Annotated in this window: 17 protein-coding genes and 1 tRNA gene; 10 read left to right on the forward strand and 8 right to left on the reverse strand. The window is 39.3% G+C overall.

Translation table 11 applies throughout. The features are described 5' to 3' along the window. Window positions 1-10: 10 nt before the first annotated feature. Window positions 11-1867: a signal peptide peptidase SppA gene (gene sppA / locus QQK06_RS18595; RefSeq protein ID WP_284246314.1), complete on the reverse strand. Its 1857-nt coding sequence runs from the start codon at window positions 1865-1867 to the stop codon at window positions 11-13. A gap of 153 nt (window positions 1868-2020) precedes the next feature. On the opposite strand from sppA, the gene QQK06_RS18600 reads away from it, so the two are divergent. The 3 genes from QQK06_RS18600 to QQK06_RS18610 all read left to right on the forward strand — a co-directional run bounded on the left by QQK06_RS18600 (window position 2021) and on the right by QQK06_RS18610 (window position 3594). Then, entirely contained in the window at window positions 2021-2725 is a 705-nt protein-coding gene (locus tag QQK06_RS18600) for an HvfX family Cu-binding RiPP maturation protein (RefSeq protein WP_284246315.1), read from the forward strand. Beyond that, entirely contained in the window at window positions 2722-3270 is a 549-nt protein-coding gene (locus QQK06_RS18605; protein WP_284246316.1) for an NAD(P)H nitroreductase, read from the forward strand. The genes QQK06_RS18600 and QQK06_RS18605 overlap by 4 nt, the downstream gene beginning before the upstream one ends. Window positions 3271-3450: 180 nt before the next feature. Beyond that, the gene (locus tag QQK06_RS18610; RefSeq protein ID WP_284246317.1) at window positions 3451-3594 is read left to right on the forward strand and encodes a hypothetical protein; all 144 of its coding nucleotides are present in this window, start codon (window positions 3451-3453) and stop codon (window positions 3592-3594) included. Window positions 3595-3675: 81 nt separating this feature from the next. Here the strand turns inward: QQK06_RS18610 and QQK06_RS18615 are convergent, their stop codons facing one another. Continuing rightward, window positions 3676-4635, reverse strand: coding sequence for an MBL fold metallo-hydrolase (locus QQK06_RS18615; protein WP_284246318.1), 960 nt, complete (start codon window positions 4633-4635; stop codon window positions 3676-3678). A gap of 264 nt (window positions 4636-4899) precedes the next feature. Then, on the reverse strand, window positions 4900-6300 hold the full coding sequence (asnS, locus tag QQK06_RS18620; RefSeq protein ID WP_284246319.1) for an asparagine--tRNA ligase: 1401 nt from the start codon (window positions 6298-6300) through the stop codon (window positions 4900-4902). Between the two features lie 143 nt (window positions 6301-6443). Here asnS and QQK06_RS18625 point away from each other — a divergent pair, with 143 nt between their 5' ends. Beyond that, the gene (locus tag QQK06_RS18625) at window positions 6444-6815 is read left to right on the forward strand and encodes a hypothetical protein (protein ID WP_284246320.1); all 372 of its coding nucleotides are present in this window, start codon (window positions 6444-6446) and stop codon (window positions 6813-6815) included. Between the two features lie 25 nt (window positions 6816-6840). On the opposite strand, the gene bioA is transcribed toward QQK06_RS18625, so the two are convergent. Then, a complete protein-coding gene (bioA, locus tag QQK06_RS18630) occupies window positions 6841-8139 on the reverse strand; it encodes an adenosylmethionine--8-amino-7-oxononanoate transaminase (protein WP_284246321.1) in 1299 nt (432 codons plus the stop codon). A 119-nt stretch (window positions 8140-8258) separates the two neighbouring features. Between bioA and bioB the strand changes: the two genes are divergently transcribed. From bioB to bioD, 4 genes are read left to right on the forward strand one after another with little or no spacing between them, the layout of a single operon-like run. Next, window positions 8259-9335 carry a biotin synthase BioB gene (gene bioB, locus QQK06_RS18635; RefSeq protein WP_284246322.1) on the forward strand — a complete coding sequence of 359 codons (1077 nt, stop codon included), beginning with the start codon at window positions 8259-8261 and terminating at the stop codon, window positions 9333-9335. Window positions 9336-9347: 12 nt separating this feature from the next. After that, complete coding sequence (locus tag QQK06_RS18640; protein WP_284246323.1) at window positions 9348-10490, forward strand: aminotransferase class I/II-fold pyridoxal phosphate-dependent enzyme; 1143 nt, start codon at window positions 9348-9350, stop codon at window positions 10488-10490. Continuing rightward, window positions 10490-11275, forward strand: coding sequence for a malonyl-ACP O-methyltransferase BioC (gene bioC / locus QQK06_RS18645; RefSeq protein WP_284246324.1), 786 nt, complete (start codon window positions 10490-10492; stop codon window positions 11273-11275). Before QQK06_RS18640 ends, bioC begins: the two co-directional genes overlap by 1 nt. Beyond that, entirely contained in the window at window positions 11276-11941 is a 666-nt protein-coding gene (bioD, locus tag QQK06_RS18650; RefSeq protein WP_284246325.1) for a dethiobiotin synthase, read from the forward strand. It abuts the gene before it with no gap. A 16-nt stretch (window positions 11942-11957) separates the two neighbouring features. Here bioD and pepE read toward each other — a convergent pair whose 3' ends face one another. After that, window positions 11958-12677 carry a dipeptidase PepE gene (pepE, locus tag QQK06_RS18655; protein WP_284246326.1) on the reverse strand — a complete coding sequence of 240 codons (720 nt, stop codon included), beginning with the start codon at window positions 12675-12677 and terminating at the stop codon, window positions 11958-11960. A gap of 2 nt (window positions 12678-12679) precedes the next feature. Beyond that, window positions 12680-13084, reverse strand: a complete 405-nt coding sequence (locus QQK06_RS18660; protein WP_284246327.1) for a type II toxin-antitoxin system HicB family antitoxin — start codon at window positions 13082-13084, stop codon at window positions 12680-12682. A gap of 483 nt (window positions 13085-13567) precedes the next feature. Here QQK06_RS18660 and QQK06_RS18665 point away from each other — a divergent pair, with 483 nt between their 5' ends. Beyond that, the gene (locus QQK06_RS18665) at window positions 13568-15589 is read left to right on the forward strand and encodes a methyl-accepting chemotaxis protein (RefSeq protein WP_284246329.1); all 2022 of its coding nucleotides are present in this window, start codon (window positions 13568-13570) and stop codon (window positions 15587-15589) included. 111 nt (window positions 15590-15700) lie between these two features. Further along, window positions 15701-16321 carry a glutathione S-transferase family protein gene (locus QQK06_RS18670; RefSeq protein WP_284246330.1) on the forward strand — a complete coding sequence of 207 codons (621 nt, stop codon included), beginning with the start codon at window positions 15701-15703 and terminating at the stop codon, window positions 16319-16321. Between the two features lie 68 nt (window positions 16322-16389). Here the strand turns inward: QQK06_RS18670 and QQK06_RS18675 are convergent. Next, a tRNA-Pro gene (locus tag QQK06_RS18675) sits at window positions 16390-16466 on the reverse strand. Between the two features lie 84 nt (window positions 16467-16550). Next, the gene (locus QQK06_RS18680) at window positions 16551-18227 is read right to left on the reverse strand and encodes a DUF3413 domain-containing protein (protein WP_284246331.1); all 1677 of its coding nucleotides are present in this window, start codon (window positions 18225-18227) and stop codon (window positions 16551-16553) included. Between the last annotated feature and the right edge of the window lie 26 nt (window positions 18228-18253).

Below are 18253 nucleotides of genomic sequence, written 5' to 3' on the forward strand. Positions count from 1 at the left end.
GGGGAGAAACTTAGTTTATTTCGCAGCCGAGGCAATGTGAATAGATACCCTGTGGATCATTTAATTCACTAACACGTTGATATTCTTGTTTCAGTTTGACTAATGCTTGCTCAAAACTGTTCAACTGATGAACTGAATCAGTCGGGAAAAATTTAACCGCTCGACCGAACAGGTTTTGTAAAAACAGGTCTTGTGGTGTAAATTCTTTCTCGATTAATAACGTATCATAATCTGATAAATTTGCCATTGCTGCCGCATCATCTATTGCCCGCTCTAAGCCGGCAAGCTCATCGACTAATCCTAGTTCTTTTGCTTTAATTCCAGACCACACTCTGCCTTGGGCTATAGCATCAACTTGTTGCAAGCTCATGTGTCTGTTTTGCGCAACTAGTTCGATAAAGTCCTGATATCCGCGTTCAATACCAAGCTGTAAAATATCTGCCATTTCTTTGCTTAACGGGCGGGTAAGACCAAAGCCAGCAAAATCTGTAGTGCCGACACCGTCAGTATGGATCCCCAACTGGCTAAGGGAGTTTTCCAGTGTCATAAAAAAGCCAAAGATGCCGATTGAACCTGTGATAGTGGTTGGTGCAGCATAAATTTTATCTGCAGCAGCAGATATCCAGTAACCACCCGATGCAGCGACACTGCCCATTGATGCGATAACCGGCTTACCAGCTTCTTTTAATAACTCAACTTCTTGTCTAATAATATCAGAGGCATAAGCGCTGCCTCCCGGACTATCGACCCTTAAGACAACGGCTTTTACTTGTTTATTTAAACGGGCCTTTCGTAGATATTTGGCAGTGCTGTCGCCACCAATAGTGCCTGGCTTTTGTGTGCCGTCTAGAATCGTTCCTTTCGCCACGATAACCGCAACTTTATCCGTGGCAGGATCGGTAAAAGGAAATGCCGGTTTAATGCTTTTTAAGTAACGTTTAAAGGAAATATGGTTAAAGCTATTATGTTTATCTTTGCCCACTAAATCTATCATTGCACTGCGAATTTGCTCACGCGTTTTCAGTGCATCAACCCAATGATTATTGAGGGCGTATTGAGCAATTTTGCCATCAACTTTCTCTAATTTTTCTAATAAAGCAGTTGAGGTTTCATCAAAATTATCGACGCTAAACTCTCGTTGCTGTGCAACATCTGCTTTGTATTGCTGCCATAAATCATTTAACCAAGCGAGGTTGGCTTCTTTAGCTGCCGGTGACATATCGTCTCGCATATAAGGCTCAACAGCTGATTTATAAGTACCAACCCTAAATATATGCTGACTAACAGATAATTTCTCCAGCGCAGATTTAAAGTACATTTGATAGCGGCCATAACCATCAAGTAGCATCCAGCCGTTAGGGTTAAGCCAGATTTCATCAGCATAAGAGGCGAGGTAATACTGGTCCTGTAAATATTGATCGTCGAAAGCGATAATTTTTTTACCGCTGGTTTTAAATGCCTCCAGATGATCGGCGATGATCCTGAGTTTAGTCAGACCAGCTCGTCTCATATCTTTAAGTTTTAAGACTAATACCTGAATGCGGTTATCATCTTTTGCTGCATCAATCACATCGGTAATATCAGAAAGTAATACTTCTGGGCGCTCATTGGGTTGATCTAATGCTTCATTTAAGAATGCATCCATCGGGGCGATTTCAACTTTTTGCTCGACAATATCTCCAGAGATATTCAGCACCAGCGCAGCGCGGTCTGGTACTATTACTTGTTCTTCTTCACTGAATATCGCTATCAGTAAGACAAAGAGCAAAATGAAAAACACTAGGTTAATAATAATTTTGCGAGACAGATTTAATAATTGGAACAGACTTTTACTTATACGGCGAATTGCACTTGGATGTTCGTTCATAACAAGGCGTAATTGATTGGTGATACTAGTTATTTTACTGAATAGTTTTGCTGAACAGTAGTAGTAGATGTAAATAAATTTGTCTGTGAAATGAATTTGGTCATTTTAGGTTCCTATAATTAATAACCACCACTTTTATACAATTAACTTGATATGACTATTTTTTCTTTTTATTACCGCGCGATGAAACAGCTTAAATGTTTGGATGGCGTAACTGCACTATTGATCCGATTATATTTAGCACCGATATTTATTATGGCAGGTTATAGTAAGCTACAACTATCTGCTGCTGACGTTAGCGGAGTATCTGCTTTATTTGCAAAAGCTGATGTCGTTGCCTGGTTTGGTAATTCACAATGGGGCTTGGGTTTACCATTTCCTGAACTGTTGGCCAATCTTGCCGCCTGGACAGAGTTCTTTGGTGGTTGGTTATTGTTGTTAGGTCTGTTAACACGTTTAGTCAGTATTCCGTTGTTATTTACTATGATGGTAGCTGCAACCACAGTGCATATTGATAATGGCTGGTTTGCTATTACACCAACCAATGCAGAGATCAGTCCGGCTAAAGTTTTTAGCTGGCTAGGCAGTGACCGAGCGGAGCAAAGCTTAGTTAACAGTGAACAAGCTAGCGAACGATTAGCTCGGATGCGAGATATTTTAGAAGAAAATGGCCACACGTCCTGGCTTTATGAAAAGGGCAATATAGTCATTTTAAATAATGGCATTGAATTCGCTGCTACTTATTTTATTTTGCTCTTAGCATTGTTGTTGATTGGCGCTGGGCGATTTACCAGCCTTGACTATTACCTGTATACTTATTATTTAAAACCAAAATTAGAGAATAATAAGTATTTATGAATGCCTTAGAGCTTTTATTAACACGACAGTCTTGTTCATTACTAACGACACCAGCGCCTAGCTCCGATCAGTTAACGACAATATTAACTGCGGGTATGAGGGTACCAGATCATGCGGCGCTTAAACCTTATCATTTTACTGTGGTAGAGAATGAAGGTCTAAAGAAACTCAGTGATATTTTTGTTCAGGCGATAGCTGATGAAGTCAGTGATAACACTAAATTAGAAAAAACAGCGAATATGCCATTTCGCGCACCGTTGATTATTGTTGTTTCTACTTGTTATCAAGAGCACGAAAAAGTACCAGCTCATGAACAATTGATCACCGCAGGCTGCGCTGTGCAAGCGATGCAAATGGCAGCGTTTGCCTTAGGTTATGGTGCAATTTGGCGCACTGGTGAGTTAAGTCTAAATGCTAAGGTCAAGCAGGGGCTTAATATTAAGGTAGATGACGATATTACCGGCTTTTTATATTTAGGTACGCCATCGAAGCAGTTACCGACAAAGGAAACTAAGTTTTTTCAAGAGAAAGTAAGTTATTTTTAGCTGTTTAATTAGTTAACTTCTTATGAATAGAGCGTCTCTTATAAAATTCATGTCGATGGCTTTAGAAGAATCTAAAAAAGCACTGCACTCCTTGCCACCGTGCTTTGCCTTTCATTCTTACACATGATCTGTGTGCCACTGTGCTTTGCCATTATCCTTGATGGCAATAGCTAGGATTGAATGTTTCATCCAGACATTTTGCTAAAAGCAGCCCTATGCTTACTACATATCAAAGTCGTTTGCGGTGGTGGGCGGCAAGGGGATTTCAAAGGGGAAACAGCCGTATTTTCCCCTTTGGGGGCAGCCGGCACCCCGGCAATATAACCAGATAAAAGAAACAACATTAAAAATGTGTTTCTTTTTAATGTTGCTAACTATGTCCATTATAAAAAATTTAAACGTACTTTACCTGGCGATATAGCCTGCTTTAATTCCCGACTCCAGATCGAATTGATCGCCAACCGAGCCAACAACAAAATTCGTACGGTCACCGTTTAGTTTTGCCCGCAAGCTATAAAGTGCATTAAGGCCAGTGCAATGAGCACCGATCATTTGAGTAAGGCCAAAATGGTTTAATTTATCTGCAGTCCATTGCAACTGTGTTTCATTAGCATTGAGTAAATGAAAGCCGCCGATCGCAGCATCAATTTTTCCCGGATGAATATGATTGACGATATGAGCCATGGTATTAACGATACCTGCATGACCACAGCCTGCAATCAAAACAAATCCTTGTTCGGTATAAATCGCTAAGGATAAGTCTTCTTGAATAATATCTTCAATATCACCCTTGGCTGACGATACTTTACCCTTGCCATTCCAGTTTTTTTCATTTGTTTTACGTGCGACATTACCGGTTAACCACACGCCAGGGATAATCTCTGTCGCATTTTCATAGATAAAAAATTTAACATTGTCTGCTTCTAATGAATGTTTCATTTTCAGCATGTTATTTTCTCGCCCAACTCTTTGAGCGAAAATACCTTTGCCAACGTGAACTTTAGTAAGCGCTTTGGGGTTTTGTTTTTTCAATGCATTACGCAGAGTTAACAAGCCGCCAGTATGATCGCCATGATTATGACTGAGAATAACGTCCTCAACATCAGATAAGTCAATGCCTAAGTCTTTGGCATTTTTTAGTACTGTATTCGGGCGGTTGCCGGTATCAAATAATATTTTCTTACCATCAACTTCGATTAACGCTGAGTAACCCCATTCACCAATGCCCTGATTTGCCAGCATGGTGGAGAGGGTGGTGACCTTAAGGCTTGTGACTTTATTATGTTTAATATTGGCTAAAGCAATATTGGACAACATTAATATTAAGCTACCGATGATTAATGAAATTTTTGTAGTTATTTTCATAAAAAGTCTCTGAAATAATTCCGTATTAAAGGTTAAGCATTAAACAGCACTCTGTTTTGATACGCAATTAAATAATATGGCTCAATCCATTTAGCATGGAGACTAGTGTTGAGCTTTTAATAGACGAACGCTGCGTCTTGCTTATTTTCCTAGCAATCGCTATCGGGTACATAGATATCAAACTCTTAGAGGTGCAGATAAAGAAAAACCCTCAAAAAGTGAGGGTTTTGTAATAATATCAATTAACGATTAACTTCAGATCACTTAGTAAGCTGCGTTATTCGGTGTACGTGGGAATGGAATGACATCTCTTACGTTTTGCATACCCGTTGCATAAGCAACTAAACGTTCAAAACCTAAACCAAAACCAGAGTGAGGTACTGTGCCGTAGCGGCGTAAATCACGATACCAGCCATAATCGACCGGATCTAAATTCATTTCTGCTAAACGTTTATCTAACACATCTAATCGTTCTTCACGTTGACTACCGCCAATAATTTCACCTATGCCCGGGGCTAATACATCCATCGCAGCAACAGTTTTACCATCATCATTTAAACGCATGTAGAAAGATTTGATGTCTTTCGGATAGTTTTGCAGTACTACCGGCCCGCCAACATGTTCTTCCGCCAGATAACGCTCATGTTCAGAATTTAAATCAACACCCCAGGCTACTGGATTTTCAAAGTTTTTACCGCAGTTTTCTAAAATAGTAATAGCATCGGTATAATCCATACGAACGAAGTCACTATTGATCACTGAATTTAAGCGGTCAATCACTGTTTTGTCGACTCGTTGTTGGAAAAATGCCATATCGTCAGCACGTTCTTCTAATACGGCTTTAAAGACGTATTTCAGCATTTCTTCTGCTAAATCGGCAGCATCGGCTAAGTCAGCAAAGGCAATTTCTGGCTCTATCATCCAAAACTCTGCTAAGTGGCGACTGGTATTAGAGTTTTCTGCCCTAAACGTTGGACCAAATGTATAAACTTTTGATAACGCACAACAGTATGTTTCAACGTTTAACTGCCCAGAAACGGTTAAGAAAGTTTCTTTACCAAAGAAATCTTCACTGTAATCGATGTCACCTTTATCGGTGCGCGGTAAGTTTTCCATATCTAGGGTACTGACTCTGAACATCTCGCCAGCACCTTCACAGTCACTGCCAGTGATCAAAGGTGTGCTGATCCAAAAGTAGCCTTTTTGATGTAAAAAGCGGTGAACAGCTTGCGCTAAAGTGTTTCTGACACGAGTGACTGCGCCACCAATATTGGTGCGAGGACGTAAATGTGCATGCTCTCGTAAAAACTCGATTGAGTGACGTTTTGCCGCCATCGGATAAGTGTCAGGGTCTTCAACTAAACCTAGTACTTCGACTTTAGTTGCCTGAATTTCAAACGATTGTCCTTGCCCCGGAGATTCAACTAAGTTACCGGTGACTTTAACGCCAGCGCCTGTGGTCAGTTTTAATACATCAGATTGATAATTGTCTAAATCATTGGGTGCAATGGCTTGGATAGCATCAAAACATGAGCCATCATGAATTGCTAGAAATGAAATACCGGCTTTTGAATCGCGACGAGTACGGATCCAACCATGTACGGTGATTTCTTCATCCACAGGGTATTTACCTGCTAAGACATCAGTAATTGCTATAACTGACATTTATCAACCTCTTTACTATAAAATTTGTTCTCGATTAAGGGGAGGATATGTTACCGTGATCACTAGGTTTCACAAGTAAAACTTGAATGATCTGCGCTAATTTTTTAACAAAAATGTAAATTTTTGCTTAAAAGGAGATTAAGATGCATATTCCTCAGCATGAGAGACGAAAATCTGAAGACTTTTGGCATAAAGCGCTTAAGGTATTAGCACTCGTTGCCTGGGGAATATTTATTGTTGCATTAATACTGTCATATTATGCGGCACCAGACAGTGATTTTGGTGTCTTACGTTACCATCAAATGACCATTCGTAAGTTTTGGCTGACGCCTATGACAGGGTATTTATATATATTGTTGTGGTGCAGCGCCTTTATTAGTTATTTGTCACTGATCATTAATAAATATCGAAGCCGACGAAAAAGCGATAACAAGTATTTTAATTTCTGGTTACTGTTTTTAATTTCTACTGCCTGGGTGGTCTATCTTGCTATCCAGCTAATGTCGGCGTCATAATGCTATATATTACGTTATCGTCATTTTATAGGAAGCATTCAACTTCATTTACCACGGTACTAATGGCTTGTGTTAGTTTACTTAATTGATCAGGCTTTATTATTAATGGCGGCATAATATAAATTAATTTACCAAAGGGCCTGATCCATACTCCTAATTCGACAAAGCGTTTTTGAATTGCAGCAACATTAACTGCAGCGTTAGTTTCTACTACCCCAATACTACCTAAAACTCTGGCATCATTAACTTGAGGATGCGCTTTGAGTGGCAATAATTCGGCGACTAATTGTAGTTCTATTTCTTTTACTCGTGTTTGCCAATCTTGCTCAAGTAATAAATTAATACTGGCATTAGCGACTGCACAGGCGAGAGGGTTACCCATATAAGTAGGGCCATGCATAAAACAACTGGCTTCACCATCACTAATGGTTTTTGCGATGTGTTCAGTGCAAAGGGTTGCTGCAAGTGACAAATAGCCACCCGTTAAGGTTTTACCTAAACACATAATATCTGGACTAATCTCAGACCATTCGCAGGCGAATAGTTTGCCGGTGCGTCCAAGGCCGGTCGCAATTTCATCTGCAATAAATAGCACTTGGTATTTATCGCAGAGGTGACGTACCTGTTTTAAATATTCTGGGTGGTAGAAATGCATACCACCAGTGCCTTGCACGATAGGTTCAATGATAAATGCGGCGAGTTGATGATGATGTTGTTCAAATAGCTGCGCTAATTGCTCAGTTTCATGTGCTTGCCATGGTTGATCTATAGTAATCCTCGGCGCGGGTGCAAATACGCTTTTCATTAATACATTATCAAATATTTGATGCATACCCGTTACTGGATCACATACCGACATCGCAGCAAAGGTATCACCATGATAACCATTACGCACAGTGAGCAGCTTATGTTTTTCTGAGCGCTGCTGACTTTGCCAATATTGCAATGCCATTTTTATCGCAACTTCTACTGCGACCGAGCCACTGTCAGAGAAAAATATCCGATCTAAGCCTTTAGGGGTAATGTTAATTAAGGTTTCAGCTAAGGCTATTGCCGGTTGATGTGTTAAACCACCAAACATTACATGTGAAAATTGTTGTGCCTGAGCCGTTAACGCTTGGTTTAATACCGGATGATTATAGCCGTGAAGTACTGACCACCATGATGACATGCCATCGATTAAAGTCTCACCTGTCGCTAAGTTGATGTTAACCCCATGGGCTGACTCTACGAGATAAGAAGGGAGCGGATCACTCATAGAAGTATAAGGATGCCAGATATGTTCGCGGTCAAACGCTAAACTGTCAGTATGATTTTTATTCATTTGTAAACTTAAGTGTTGGTAATTTGTTGACAAGATAGGATTTGTGCATAGACTACCGATTAAAATAGCCAGATGCAATTGCCTGTCGGTAATTCAATTCTTTAATAGGTAGTATTAAGATGCCCCAATTAGCTCAATCTTCAGCGCACAATAATGATAATGTTCGTCATAACTGGACATTAGATGAGGTTAATGCCTTATTTGCATTACCCTTTAACGATCTGATGTTTCAGGCGCAAACTATACATCGTCAACATTTTAATGCCAATGAAGTACAAGTCAGCACTTTATTATCGATTAAGACAGGGGCATGTCCGGAAGATTGTAAATATTGCTCACAAAGTGCTCGTTATAAAACTGATATTGAAAAAGAGCGCTTAATGGAAGTGGAAAAAGTACTGGAAGCGGCAAAGCGCGCGAAAGAACAGGGTTCAACCCGCTTTTGTATGGGAGCTGCCTGGCGTAACCCGAAAGAGCGTGATATGCCATATGTTGTTGAAATGGTGAAAGGCGTTAAATCCTTAGGGCTAGAAACTTGTATGACGCTTGGCATGTTATCGACAGAACAAGCGAATGAATTACAACAAGCGGGATTAGATTATTACAACCATAATTTAGATACTTCCCCAGAGCATTATAATCAGATCATTACCACCCGTTCTTATCAAGATAGATTAGATACCTTAGATAATGTTCGTAGTGCCGGTATGAAAGTGTGTAGTGGTGGTATTGTTGGCTTGGGAGAGCAGGCAACTGACAGAGCTTCATTATTAATGCAGCTTGCTAACTTAACGCCACAACCAGAAAGTGTTCCTATTAATATGTTGGTTAAAATCGACGGTACGCCATTAGCGGATGTTGAAGATCTCGATCATTTTGATTTTATCCGTTGTATTGCAGTTGCGCGTATCATGATGCCCAAAAGCCATGTTCGTTTATCGGCGGGTCGAGAGGCAATGAATGAGCAAATGCAGGCCATGTGCTTTTTAGCCGGAGCAAATTCGATTTTTTATGGCTGTAAGTTATTAACTGCTGCTAACCCGGAAACGAATCAGGATATTCTGCTCTTTAAAAAGCTGGGTATTAATACGGAAACTGTTGCCAATGATATTGATGAATCAATTGAACAACAGCAATTGCAGGCAAAAGTTGTTGAACAGCAACACAGTGACTTATTTTATAATGCGGCCAATTAATAAGCGCGGCTAATGAGCTTTTCATTTTTAACTCAGCAGTTAGCGAAACAGCAACAACAACATTTATACCGCCAGCGTCAGCTCGTTGAACAACAAGCTGGCCGAGAAATCCAAATCGCGGGTAAAAATTATCTTAATTTTTCTGCTAATGATTATTTAGGGTTAAATCATCATCCGGCGATCAACCAGGCATTGCAAGAGGGCGTAGATAAGTTTGGTGTCTGCTCGACTGGTTCAAGTTTGATCACTGGTTATCATTATGCCCATCAGGCGTTGGAAGATACTATTTGTCAGTGGCTTAATAAACCTAAATGTTTGTTATTTAATAGCGGCTTTGCCGCCAATGTTGGTGTGTTAAAAACGTTAGCTCGGCAAAATAGTCATTTTTATCTCGATAAGCTTGCCCATGCATCATTAATCGAAGGTGCCTTTGTTGATAAACGAATGGCAAAGCGATTTTTACATAATGATTACCAGCAGTTAGATAAGCAGCTAGCTCAGCACGCCGGTGATGATCAACTGATTGTTTCAGAAGGAATATTCAGTATGGACGGTGATCAGGCAGATATTTGTCAATTACGCGCTGTTGCAGATCAACACAAGGCTTGGCTTTATATTGATGATGCTCATAGCATAGGGGTTATTGGTCAATCTGGTCAGGGAAGTGCTAGTTATCAACAGCCGATTGAAATTATTATGGCAACCTTTGGTAAAGCAATTGCAACCAGTGGGGCTTTTATTGCATGTGATGAAGAATTACATAACTATTTAATCAATTTCTGCCGTGATTATATTTATTCCACGGCAATGTCACCGGCAGTTGCCTGGGCGACGAAAAAAAGTATCGAGCTTATTCAACAAGATCAGTGGCGGCGAGAAAAAATATCCGTTTTAAGTGAATTGTTTTCGTCTACACTTAATGCGTCGGTAAATTTGCTCCCTAGCACATCTTCAATTCATGCCATAGTGCTAGGCAGTGAGCAAAGTGCATTAGAAATTTCAGAAAAATTAAAATCTCAAGGTATTTGGTTATCAGCTATCCGTCCGCCAACGGTAGCGAAAGGTACATCTAGGTTACGTGTTACCATTTGTGCTAGCCATAATGAAAATGATATCAAGTACTTAGCTGAGTCTATCAATAGGGTTGTTAATTAATGCCAGATGTACATATACGTTATCAAATAGCTAAATCTTTTGGTTTAGCCAGTCACTCTTATGATATTTCGGCGCGCTTACAACGTTATAGTGGTAAACATTTAATGCCATGGTTACCTAACCGAAATGATTTAACCGTATTAGATTTAGGTTGCGGTACTGGTTTTTTTACTGAGATATTAGCACAGCGATTTGAGCACGTATTTGGCTTAGATATTTCGGGGAAAATGCTTTCGTTTGCGAAAGAGAATCGAGATCAAGAAATCACTTGGTTGCATGGGGATGCCTATAAATTACCTTTGGCTGATAAATCGGTTGATCTGGTGTATTCCAATTTAATGATCCAATGGTGTGATGATTTAACTATTGTTGTAAATGAAATCTTAAGGGTATTGAAGCCCGGCGGCTTGTTCATATTTTCTACCTTAGTAGAAGGTACACTATTCGAATTGAAATCTTCTTGGGCACAAGTCGATCAGGATAAGCATGTGATCGATTTTAAAACTGAGCAGCAATTAAGTGAGCTGTTTAATTCTGAGCACAGTAAGTTGATTGAGCATAATAGTCAGGACATTATTTTAGAATATGAAAATGTCCTGCACTTGGCGCGAGAGTTAAAAGGTTTAGGGGCGAATAAAGTCCCTAAAAAAAGTGCCAAAGGCTTAGCAGGTAAAGATAAATGGCAAAAGATGATGCAGAGTTATCAGGACTTTTTAGAGCCTACGGGTATTTATCCCGCCACTTATCGGGTTTATTCGGGTATTTTGGTTAAATTGAATAGCTAGATGAAAAAAATATTTATTACTGCGACTGATACTGATGCAGGCAAAACGCATATTGCGCAAAGTATTCTCTATGCACTCTCACAGCAAAAGTTAAAAGTTGCCGCGTTTAAGCCAATTTCAGCTGGCTGCGAGCTTATAGATGATCAACTGATCAATGAAGATGCCCGTTTACTGGCGGAACAGGCCAATTGCGGTCAAACAATTGCAGCCGTTAATCCAATTGCATTTAAAGAGCCGATTGCACCGCATATTGCCGCAGCAAAGTATCAGCAAAAAATTGAGCTTGCTGACATTTATCATAACTTTCAGGATATCGTACGGTTACAACCCGATGTTGTCATTACTGAAGGCGCTGGAGGCTGGCGCTTACCGTTAGGGCAAGGTCATTTTTTATCTGAATTTGCTCAACAAACAGAACAGCAGGTCATTTTAATTGTCAATATGAAATTGGGGTGTTTAAACCATGCGGTATTAACATATCAGGCAATTTGTCAGGATGGATTGTCTTGCCTTGGCTGGATAGCAAACTGCCAAGAAGAAATGCCTTACTTGGCAGAAAATCTTGCTGAATTAACGCAATTAATTAAAGCACCTTTGATTGGCAAGGTGTTATATCAGCCGGATATAAAACAGGTAGCGCAAGCTCTAGATCTTACGCTACTTTAGTAAAAGCCGATTGCACTTATAATAAATGCGCTAAATTATCATTGATTGTAAGTCGGGTTTTATTGCCGTTATTAAATAATACGCCACTAACATCAATATTTTTTCCCATCACTAGCTGCATTTTGCCATTAGCGATTTTTAGCGCCGAGCCTTCTTCGATGCCGATAATATTCGTCTCAGGCTTAAGCACCATAAACTCTGCCAAACGTTGTTCACGGGTTTCACCATTAAAGCCAGGTGGTTGATATTCAGTGTAATGAGGATTTAGCTGAAAGTTAACCAGAGCTAATGCGCTAAAACTAGGTGGTTCAATAATTGGCATATCATTGGTAGTTTTAATACTGAGTCCCGCAATATTAGCGCCTGCGCTCCAACCAATATAAGGAGTACCTGAATTAACTTTTGCTCTAATTTCATTTAATAAATTAAAGTGATACAGGCGTTCAAGTAAACGAAAAGTATTACCGCCGCCAACGAGAATGGCTTGCGCTTGTTTAACTGCCATTACCGCATCATTTGTCTCATCTATTCCAACCACATCAACATCAATAGCAGCTAACGCCGCTTTTACTTTTGAGCTGTATTCTTGGTAGCTCATGGTGACACCAGCATAAGGAATAAAAAGCACGGTTTTAATATCGGCTAGCTGTTGCTTGATCAATGTTAACGCATGACTGAGATAATCAGTCGTACCGACGCGAGAACTACTTATCAGTAATATGTTTTTATTTTCCATTGTTAACCTTTATTTGTTAATTGAGCGATACAAGCTGATGCGATAAAGCCAGATCGGGTTTTGTATTGTTCTGATTTACTTACCCGATCATCAATTTGTTTGATCAGTAATTCCGGCAAAGTGACATTAATTTTATGACTTTTTCCTAAATAGGGGGTGATATCAAAATCAACCAATGCCCAGATAGCATTAGGTTGCTCTGCCACTAAATGGTCAATTGATGTTGCATGCGGAATCACCTCACCATATTCAGCTAAAATCTGTAAGTGATCAGCAATAATCTGGTGAATGTTAGTCATCACAGATTCAATACTATCTCCTTTAACTTGGCAACCTGGGAGATCAGGGATGCTAAGTTCATAGCCATTACTTACCTTAGAACGGTTAATTTTTACCGGATATTTCACAAATTATTCCTCTTTAGTACCTTTACCTACTATAACCCCGATAACCCCCTAAGAGCAAGTGAATGATAACCCTGATAACTCTTTGGATTTAATTTTTAATAACCCTGATAACTCCATTGCGCTCATAATAAGTAACTCTGATAACTCCGTAAAATGTTGGAGTGGGTGGTCACTATTTATCAAAGGTCTATGTTGGTTTGTTAAAAGAAGTTAGAGTGAAAATAAGATCTAGAGAGTAGAAATTAAAAATATAGGAGTTATTAGCGTTATAAGTAATCAAGTTACTTACGCTGAGTAAACTCATTAACTAGTTGAGTTTACGAATAAAACTGGTTGACGCTAATCACTTTATTTTGCATATTGGTCGAACCAGTTGGAGAAGCAAAATATGGGCTATTATTAGTTTAGGACATTTGCTCTTAATACAAATAGATAGCGGCCATCATCAGAAGTAGACATTCTGAACAATGAAAAGAGGTTGTCATGACAATAAAAGTTGCCCATAAAGTCATCATTGGATTTGCAATTGTCCTCTTAATGTTGCTGCTGGCAAGTTACAGTTCTATGAGTATTTTAAAAGGAATAGATAGTGCTACTAAACAAGTTGATAACTACGCCATTCCGGTCAAGCAGCACAGTAATCAAATGCAGGTGCATTTACTCAAACAAACCAAAATCTCCTTATTGATCCCAACGATTCAACTTACCGATACTTTAGCAGCAAATAGCACCTCATATGACAATGAAGCTCAGGCTTTAACTACTGAAGTTACACGATTAAGTGCGTTATTAAAAAATCAACAGACAAAAGCGTTATTACAGCAATTTAATCTTCATTATCAAGACTATGACAATATCGTCAAACAGATGTTGCAGTTAAAGCAAAATGAATTATCCAGCAGCAAGCTCGTTATTAATCAGTATCAAACCTTAGATCAAACTTTGGATGCCATTGAAGAGGCATTAATTGAGCTCTCATATATTGAAGATGAAAATAATCCAGATCTCGTGGAGCAGTTATCATCGATGGCGGTGCAAAATGAAGGCTACATCATTAATCTAAGAGACTCGATTAAAGCCGTCACTAAATTACCAACAACAAATGAAGTTGAAGAGCTACAAGGTACTATTGAGTTAGCATTAACCAATATCGAACAGCTACTCGCGTTTCTTAGTCGGTTAGGCGCTGGTCATCACAGTGAAACAGATATTGCTGCCATCAGTAACCAATTTAAAGTAGCGCAACAGCTGATCGAGGCACAAGATAACCTATTTGCCACTAAAACAGCCCAGTTAACCTATCGGGCGCAAATACAGCAAGCAGCAGAGCAATCGAAGCAATACGCCAATCAGGCGATAAATGTCATCGAGCAATTATTATTAGCGTTTGAGCAAAACTTTAACCAGTTACAAACGCAGGTCTTTAATCATGTCGACCGGGGACAAACAACGACCTTAGTGATTTTGGTGGTCGTAATTGTTGCCGGCAGTAGTATTGCTTATATCACGATAAGAGCCATGATAGTGCCGTTGAGCCGAATTAATAAAGTACTGTCTTATATTGCAAAAGGGGATTTATCACGCCAGTTAACCATTAATGCAGAAGATGAATACGGCGAGCTGTCAAAAAACGTTAACTTGGTAGTTGAAGATTTACGTCGGCTAATTGGCGAGATCAGCACTAACGCTAGCCAATTAAACCAGTCAGCTCAACAGTCAAAAGCAGAAATTTCTGAAGTGGCGGACTCGTTACAACAACAAAAGCAAACGGTTGAACAAGTGACAACCATTACCACTGAACTCAATGAAAGTGCTGATAACATTCTAGCTAAAGCCAGTAATACTGAACAAGAGATGGAAAATGCCATCAGTCAAAGCAGTGAACTGGAAAGTATCGCTAATACCACTAATGACAGGATCTCACATTTAGTGACCGTGTTAGACGCGACTGCGACGGTAATGACCTCACTGCAAAATGAAGCGACTAATATTGGCGGAATTTTAGAAACTATTCAAAGTATTGCAGATCAAACCAATTTATTAGCATTAAATGCGGCGATAGAAGCAGCTAGAGCTGGAGAAGCAGGGCGAGGCTTTGCGGTAGTCGCTGATGAAGTCAGATTATTAGCCAGTCGAACTCAAGAGTCGACAGCAGAAATTCATGCAATGATTGACGCACTGCAAAGTCAAACGAATAAAGCAGTTAAAGATATAGATAGCGGCAAAGACGAAGCAAATGATTGCCAGCAATATACGAATAAACTGCTAGAAACCTTATTATTTATCAATCAAGCAATTGAAAAAATTCACCAAATGAGCGCCGATATTGCCAATGAAGCTAAACAGCAAAATAATTTAAGTAATGAAATCAATTCCAGTATTCTTGAAGTCGCTAAACAAAGCTCACAGAGTAACGATAAATCCTTATCGACTATTTCGCATAGCGAACAGGTGACGAATTTAGCGCAGCAGCTCGATAAATCTGTTGATCAATTCAAAATGTAAGCGACATGATGTTGGTATCGGTAAATTTTATTAACCTTATTGCTTGCTTTTATCTAATGTCCCCCCAACGTTGTATATCAAAATCGTTTAATTTTAATCAAGGAATAGAAAATGTCACAGTTTACATTACGTTATTTTGATGTTGATGGCGGTCGGGCTGAGCCGATCAGGCTTGCACTCTCTTATGGTGGAATTGCTTTTGAAGATTATCGTTTTCCTTATAGCGTTTTTGAGCAGGAAAGAAAGCAAACACCATTAAACCAAGTGCCGGTATTAACTATCGACGATAAAGTGATCACTCAAAGCAATGCGATTTTACGTTTTGTCGGTAAACAAACCAACTTATATCCGCAAGACTTATTTCAGGCGCTTATTTGTGACGAAGTAATGGATGCTGTTGAAGACTGCATTGATAAAATCGTTAGTACCTTTGCATTAACCGGCGATGCGCTAAAAACAGCGCGTGAGCAGCTTATTGCTAATGATTTAACAATGTACTTGAAGTTTTTACAAGCAAAATTAATTCAACAGGGCGGTGAATACTTTGCGGGTCAGCGACTCACCATTGCCGATCTTAAAGTGATGCCGCTAATAGGTTGGTTAAATAGAGGCGTATTAGATCATATCCCAAGTACTTTAATTGCTGAGCTTGCACCTGAACTTAATGCCCATGCCGAGCGAGTGTTAAGCGATGAAAAAATTAAAGCCTATTATCAGGCCCGACAACAGTAATAATTCTAGTAATTGATAAAAGCAAAATGCCCAGTAATTGTATTCAATTACTGGGCATTTTTTATATTTGGTCGGGATAGCAGGACTTGAACCTGCGACCTCACGTCCCCCAGACGCACGCGCTACCAGACTGCGCTATATCCCGAGATGCTTTGCATCATGCGCAGTATAATAATGAAATCCTTTTCGATTGCAACGAATATTCATCGTTTGATCGTTAATCGAATAATTATTGCGCAGCTTGGTTGTATTTCGCAAAACGCTTAATAAAGTTAACACCATCAATCATTAGCGGAAAATCAGAACTTACCGTGATCGGCGCCTCTAATTGACGAGAATAACTTTGAAAATTGCCATTTTGATCGATAAAAACCGATTTATCTTTATTAAACACCATAATGCCATCATCCATGGTATTGGCGATCACTCGGTCCTCAGTTAATGTCATGATATCGCTGCCCGCGCTATATTCGATCGGGGCAAGATCGCAATTTAACCAGTGACTAACTAAGGTTGGTTGAATATCCATTTGGCTGGTTAAAAATTGGCCTTTATCTTTACTAAGTGATGGTGCGATTAGCAATGCAGGTTTGATGGTCAACGCAGTATTTCTATTTTTGTTACCAAGCGAGCTAATATAAATATTGTCCTTTATCTTTTTATTGCGTTGTGACAATAGCAGGGCATCAATAAATAACTCGTACTGGTAATTATCATTATCAGTAAAATAATAAACATGCAGACCCGCACTATTATTAACCAGCGAATTAGTGATCACCAGGGATGAAATATCTGCTACTTCAAGCTGACTGTCGAACAATTCTTGATAGTCTTGCCATTGATGATGTTGAGAGTTTTCACCGATAACCGTCAAACTAGTGGTCAGTTGATGGCGTCTTAAGACGTTAAATAATAAAGGTTGATAGTTTGCGGCCAAAACCTGTTGTTTATAGGCTGAAGGCAGACTATATAAGAGGTTAAACCAAGAGTCGTTTGGTAACGCGTTATCAATATGCTTAGTTAATTCAAGTTTATTAGCGGTAGCACGTTGGGCAAAACGTTTAATTTGTCCGGTTGATAATTCGTGTTGTGTTAATAATAAATAACTCGATTGATTGACCGGGGTTGTCACTTGGCATTTATCTGATATATCCGTTAGATGTGCCAGTTTTTCAGTAAATGAAATTGGACTGGTTTTTCGGGCAATATAGTCATTGCGATCAAATAAACCATATTTGGTTAATAAGGTTTTTGCCGTTGACGGATAAGATAATGGCAACACCGTGTCTTGTTTCAAAATATCATATTCTAAATTGGCATCGGCCCAGATATGAATGATATGACTGAAGAAAAATGACACGACCAAGCCAATAACAATAAAGCGGGCAAATACGGTTTTTTGTAAATTGCGCAAATGCTTCCAGGCATAGTTACTGACAACCAGTTCAAACATCAAAATTGCAATAAAAAGCAGTAATGTAATAAACCAGAACGCACGGGCATTCTGATTGATCTGCGTTTGTATTAACGCCAGGATTTGATCACTAGAAGAGGCATTTAAATGGTAGCCTAAACGGGTATAAATAAAGGCATCCAGCAGCAACATTAGTAACCCAAGAGTAAAAATAACCGAAGCAGAGCCTCGAATAAAACGGGTATAAGGGAATACTAAAGTGATCGGAAAGAGAATGAGCACAAAGCCGATAAAGGTTAAAAACCCCATATGACTGAGCCAGGTGGTCAATAAATAAACGGAACCCAGTAAGGTTTCTGGTGTCGTTTCATTAAAAATATAAAAAGACGATAATAAAATCGCGGCAATAATATTAAAAAAAGTAAACCAGTGGCTCCAACTTACGAGCAGGAGCAAACGTTTACTATATGTTTTTTGTTCGGCAGAAACCATGGAATATTATTATTCTCGTTAGTAGC

Source organism: Thalassotalea insulae, assembly GCF_030161395.1.
Classification (GTDB): domain Bacteria; phylum Pseudomonadota; class Gammaproteobacteria; order Enterobacterales; family Alteromonadaceae; genus Thalassotalea_E; species Thalassotalea_E insulae.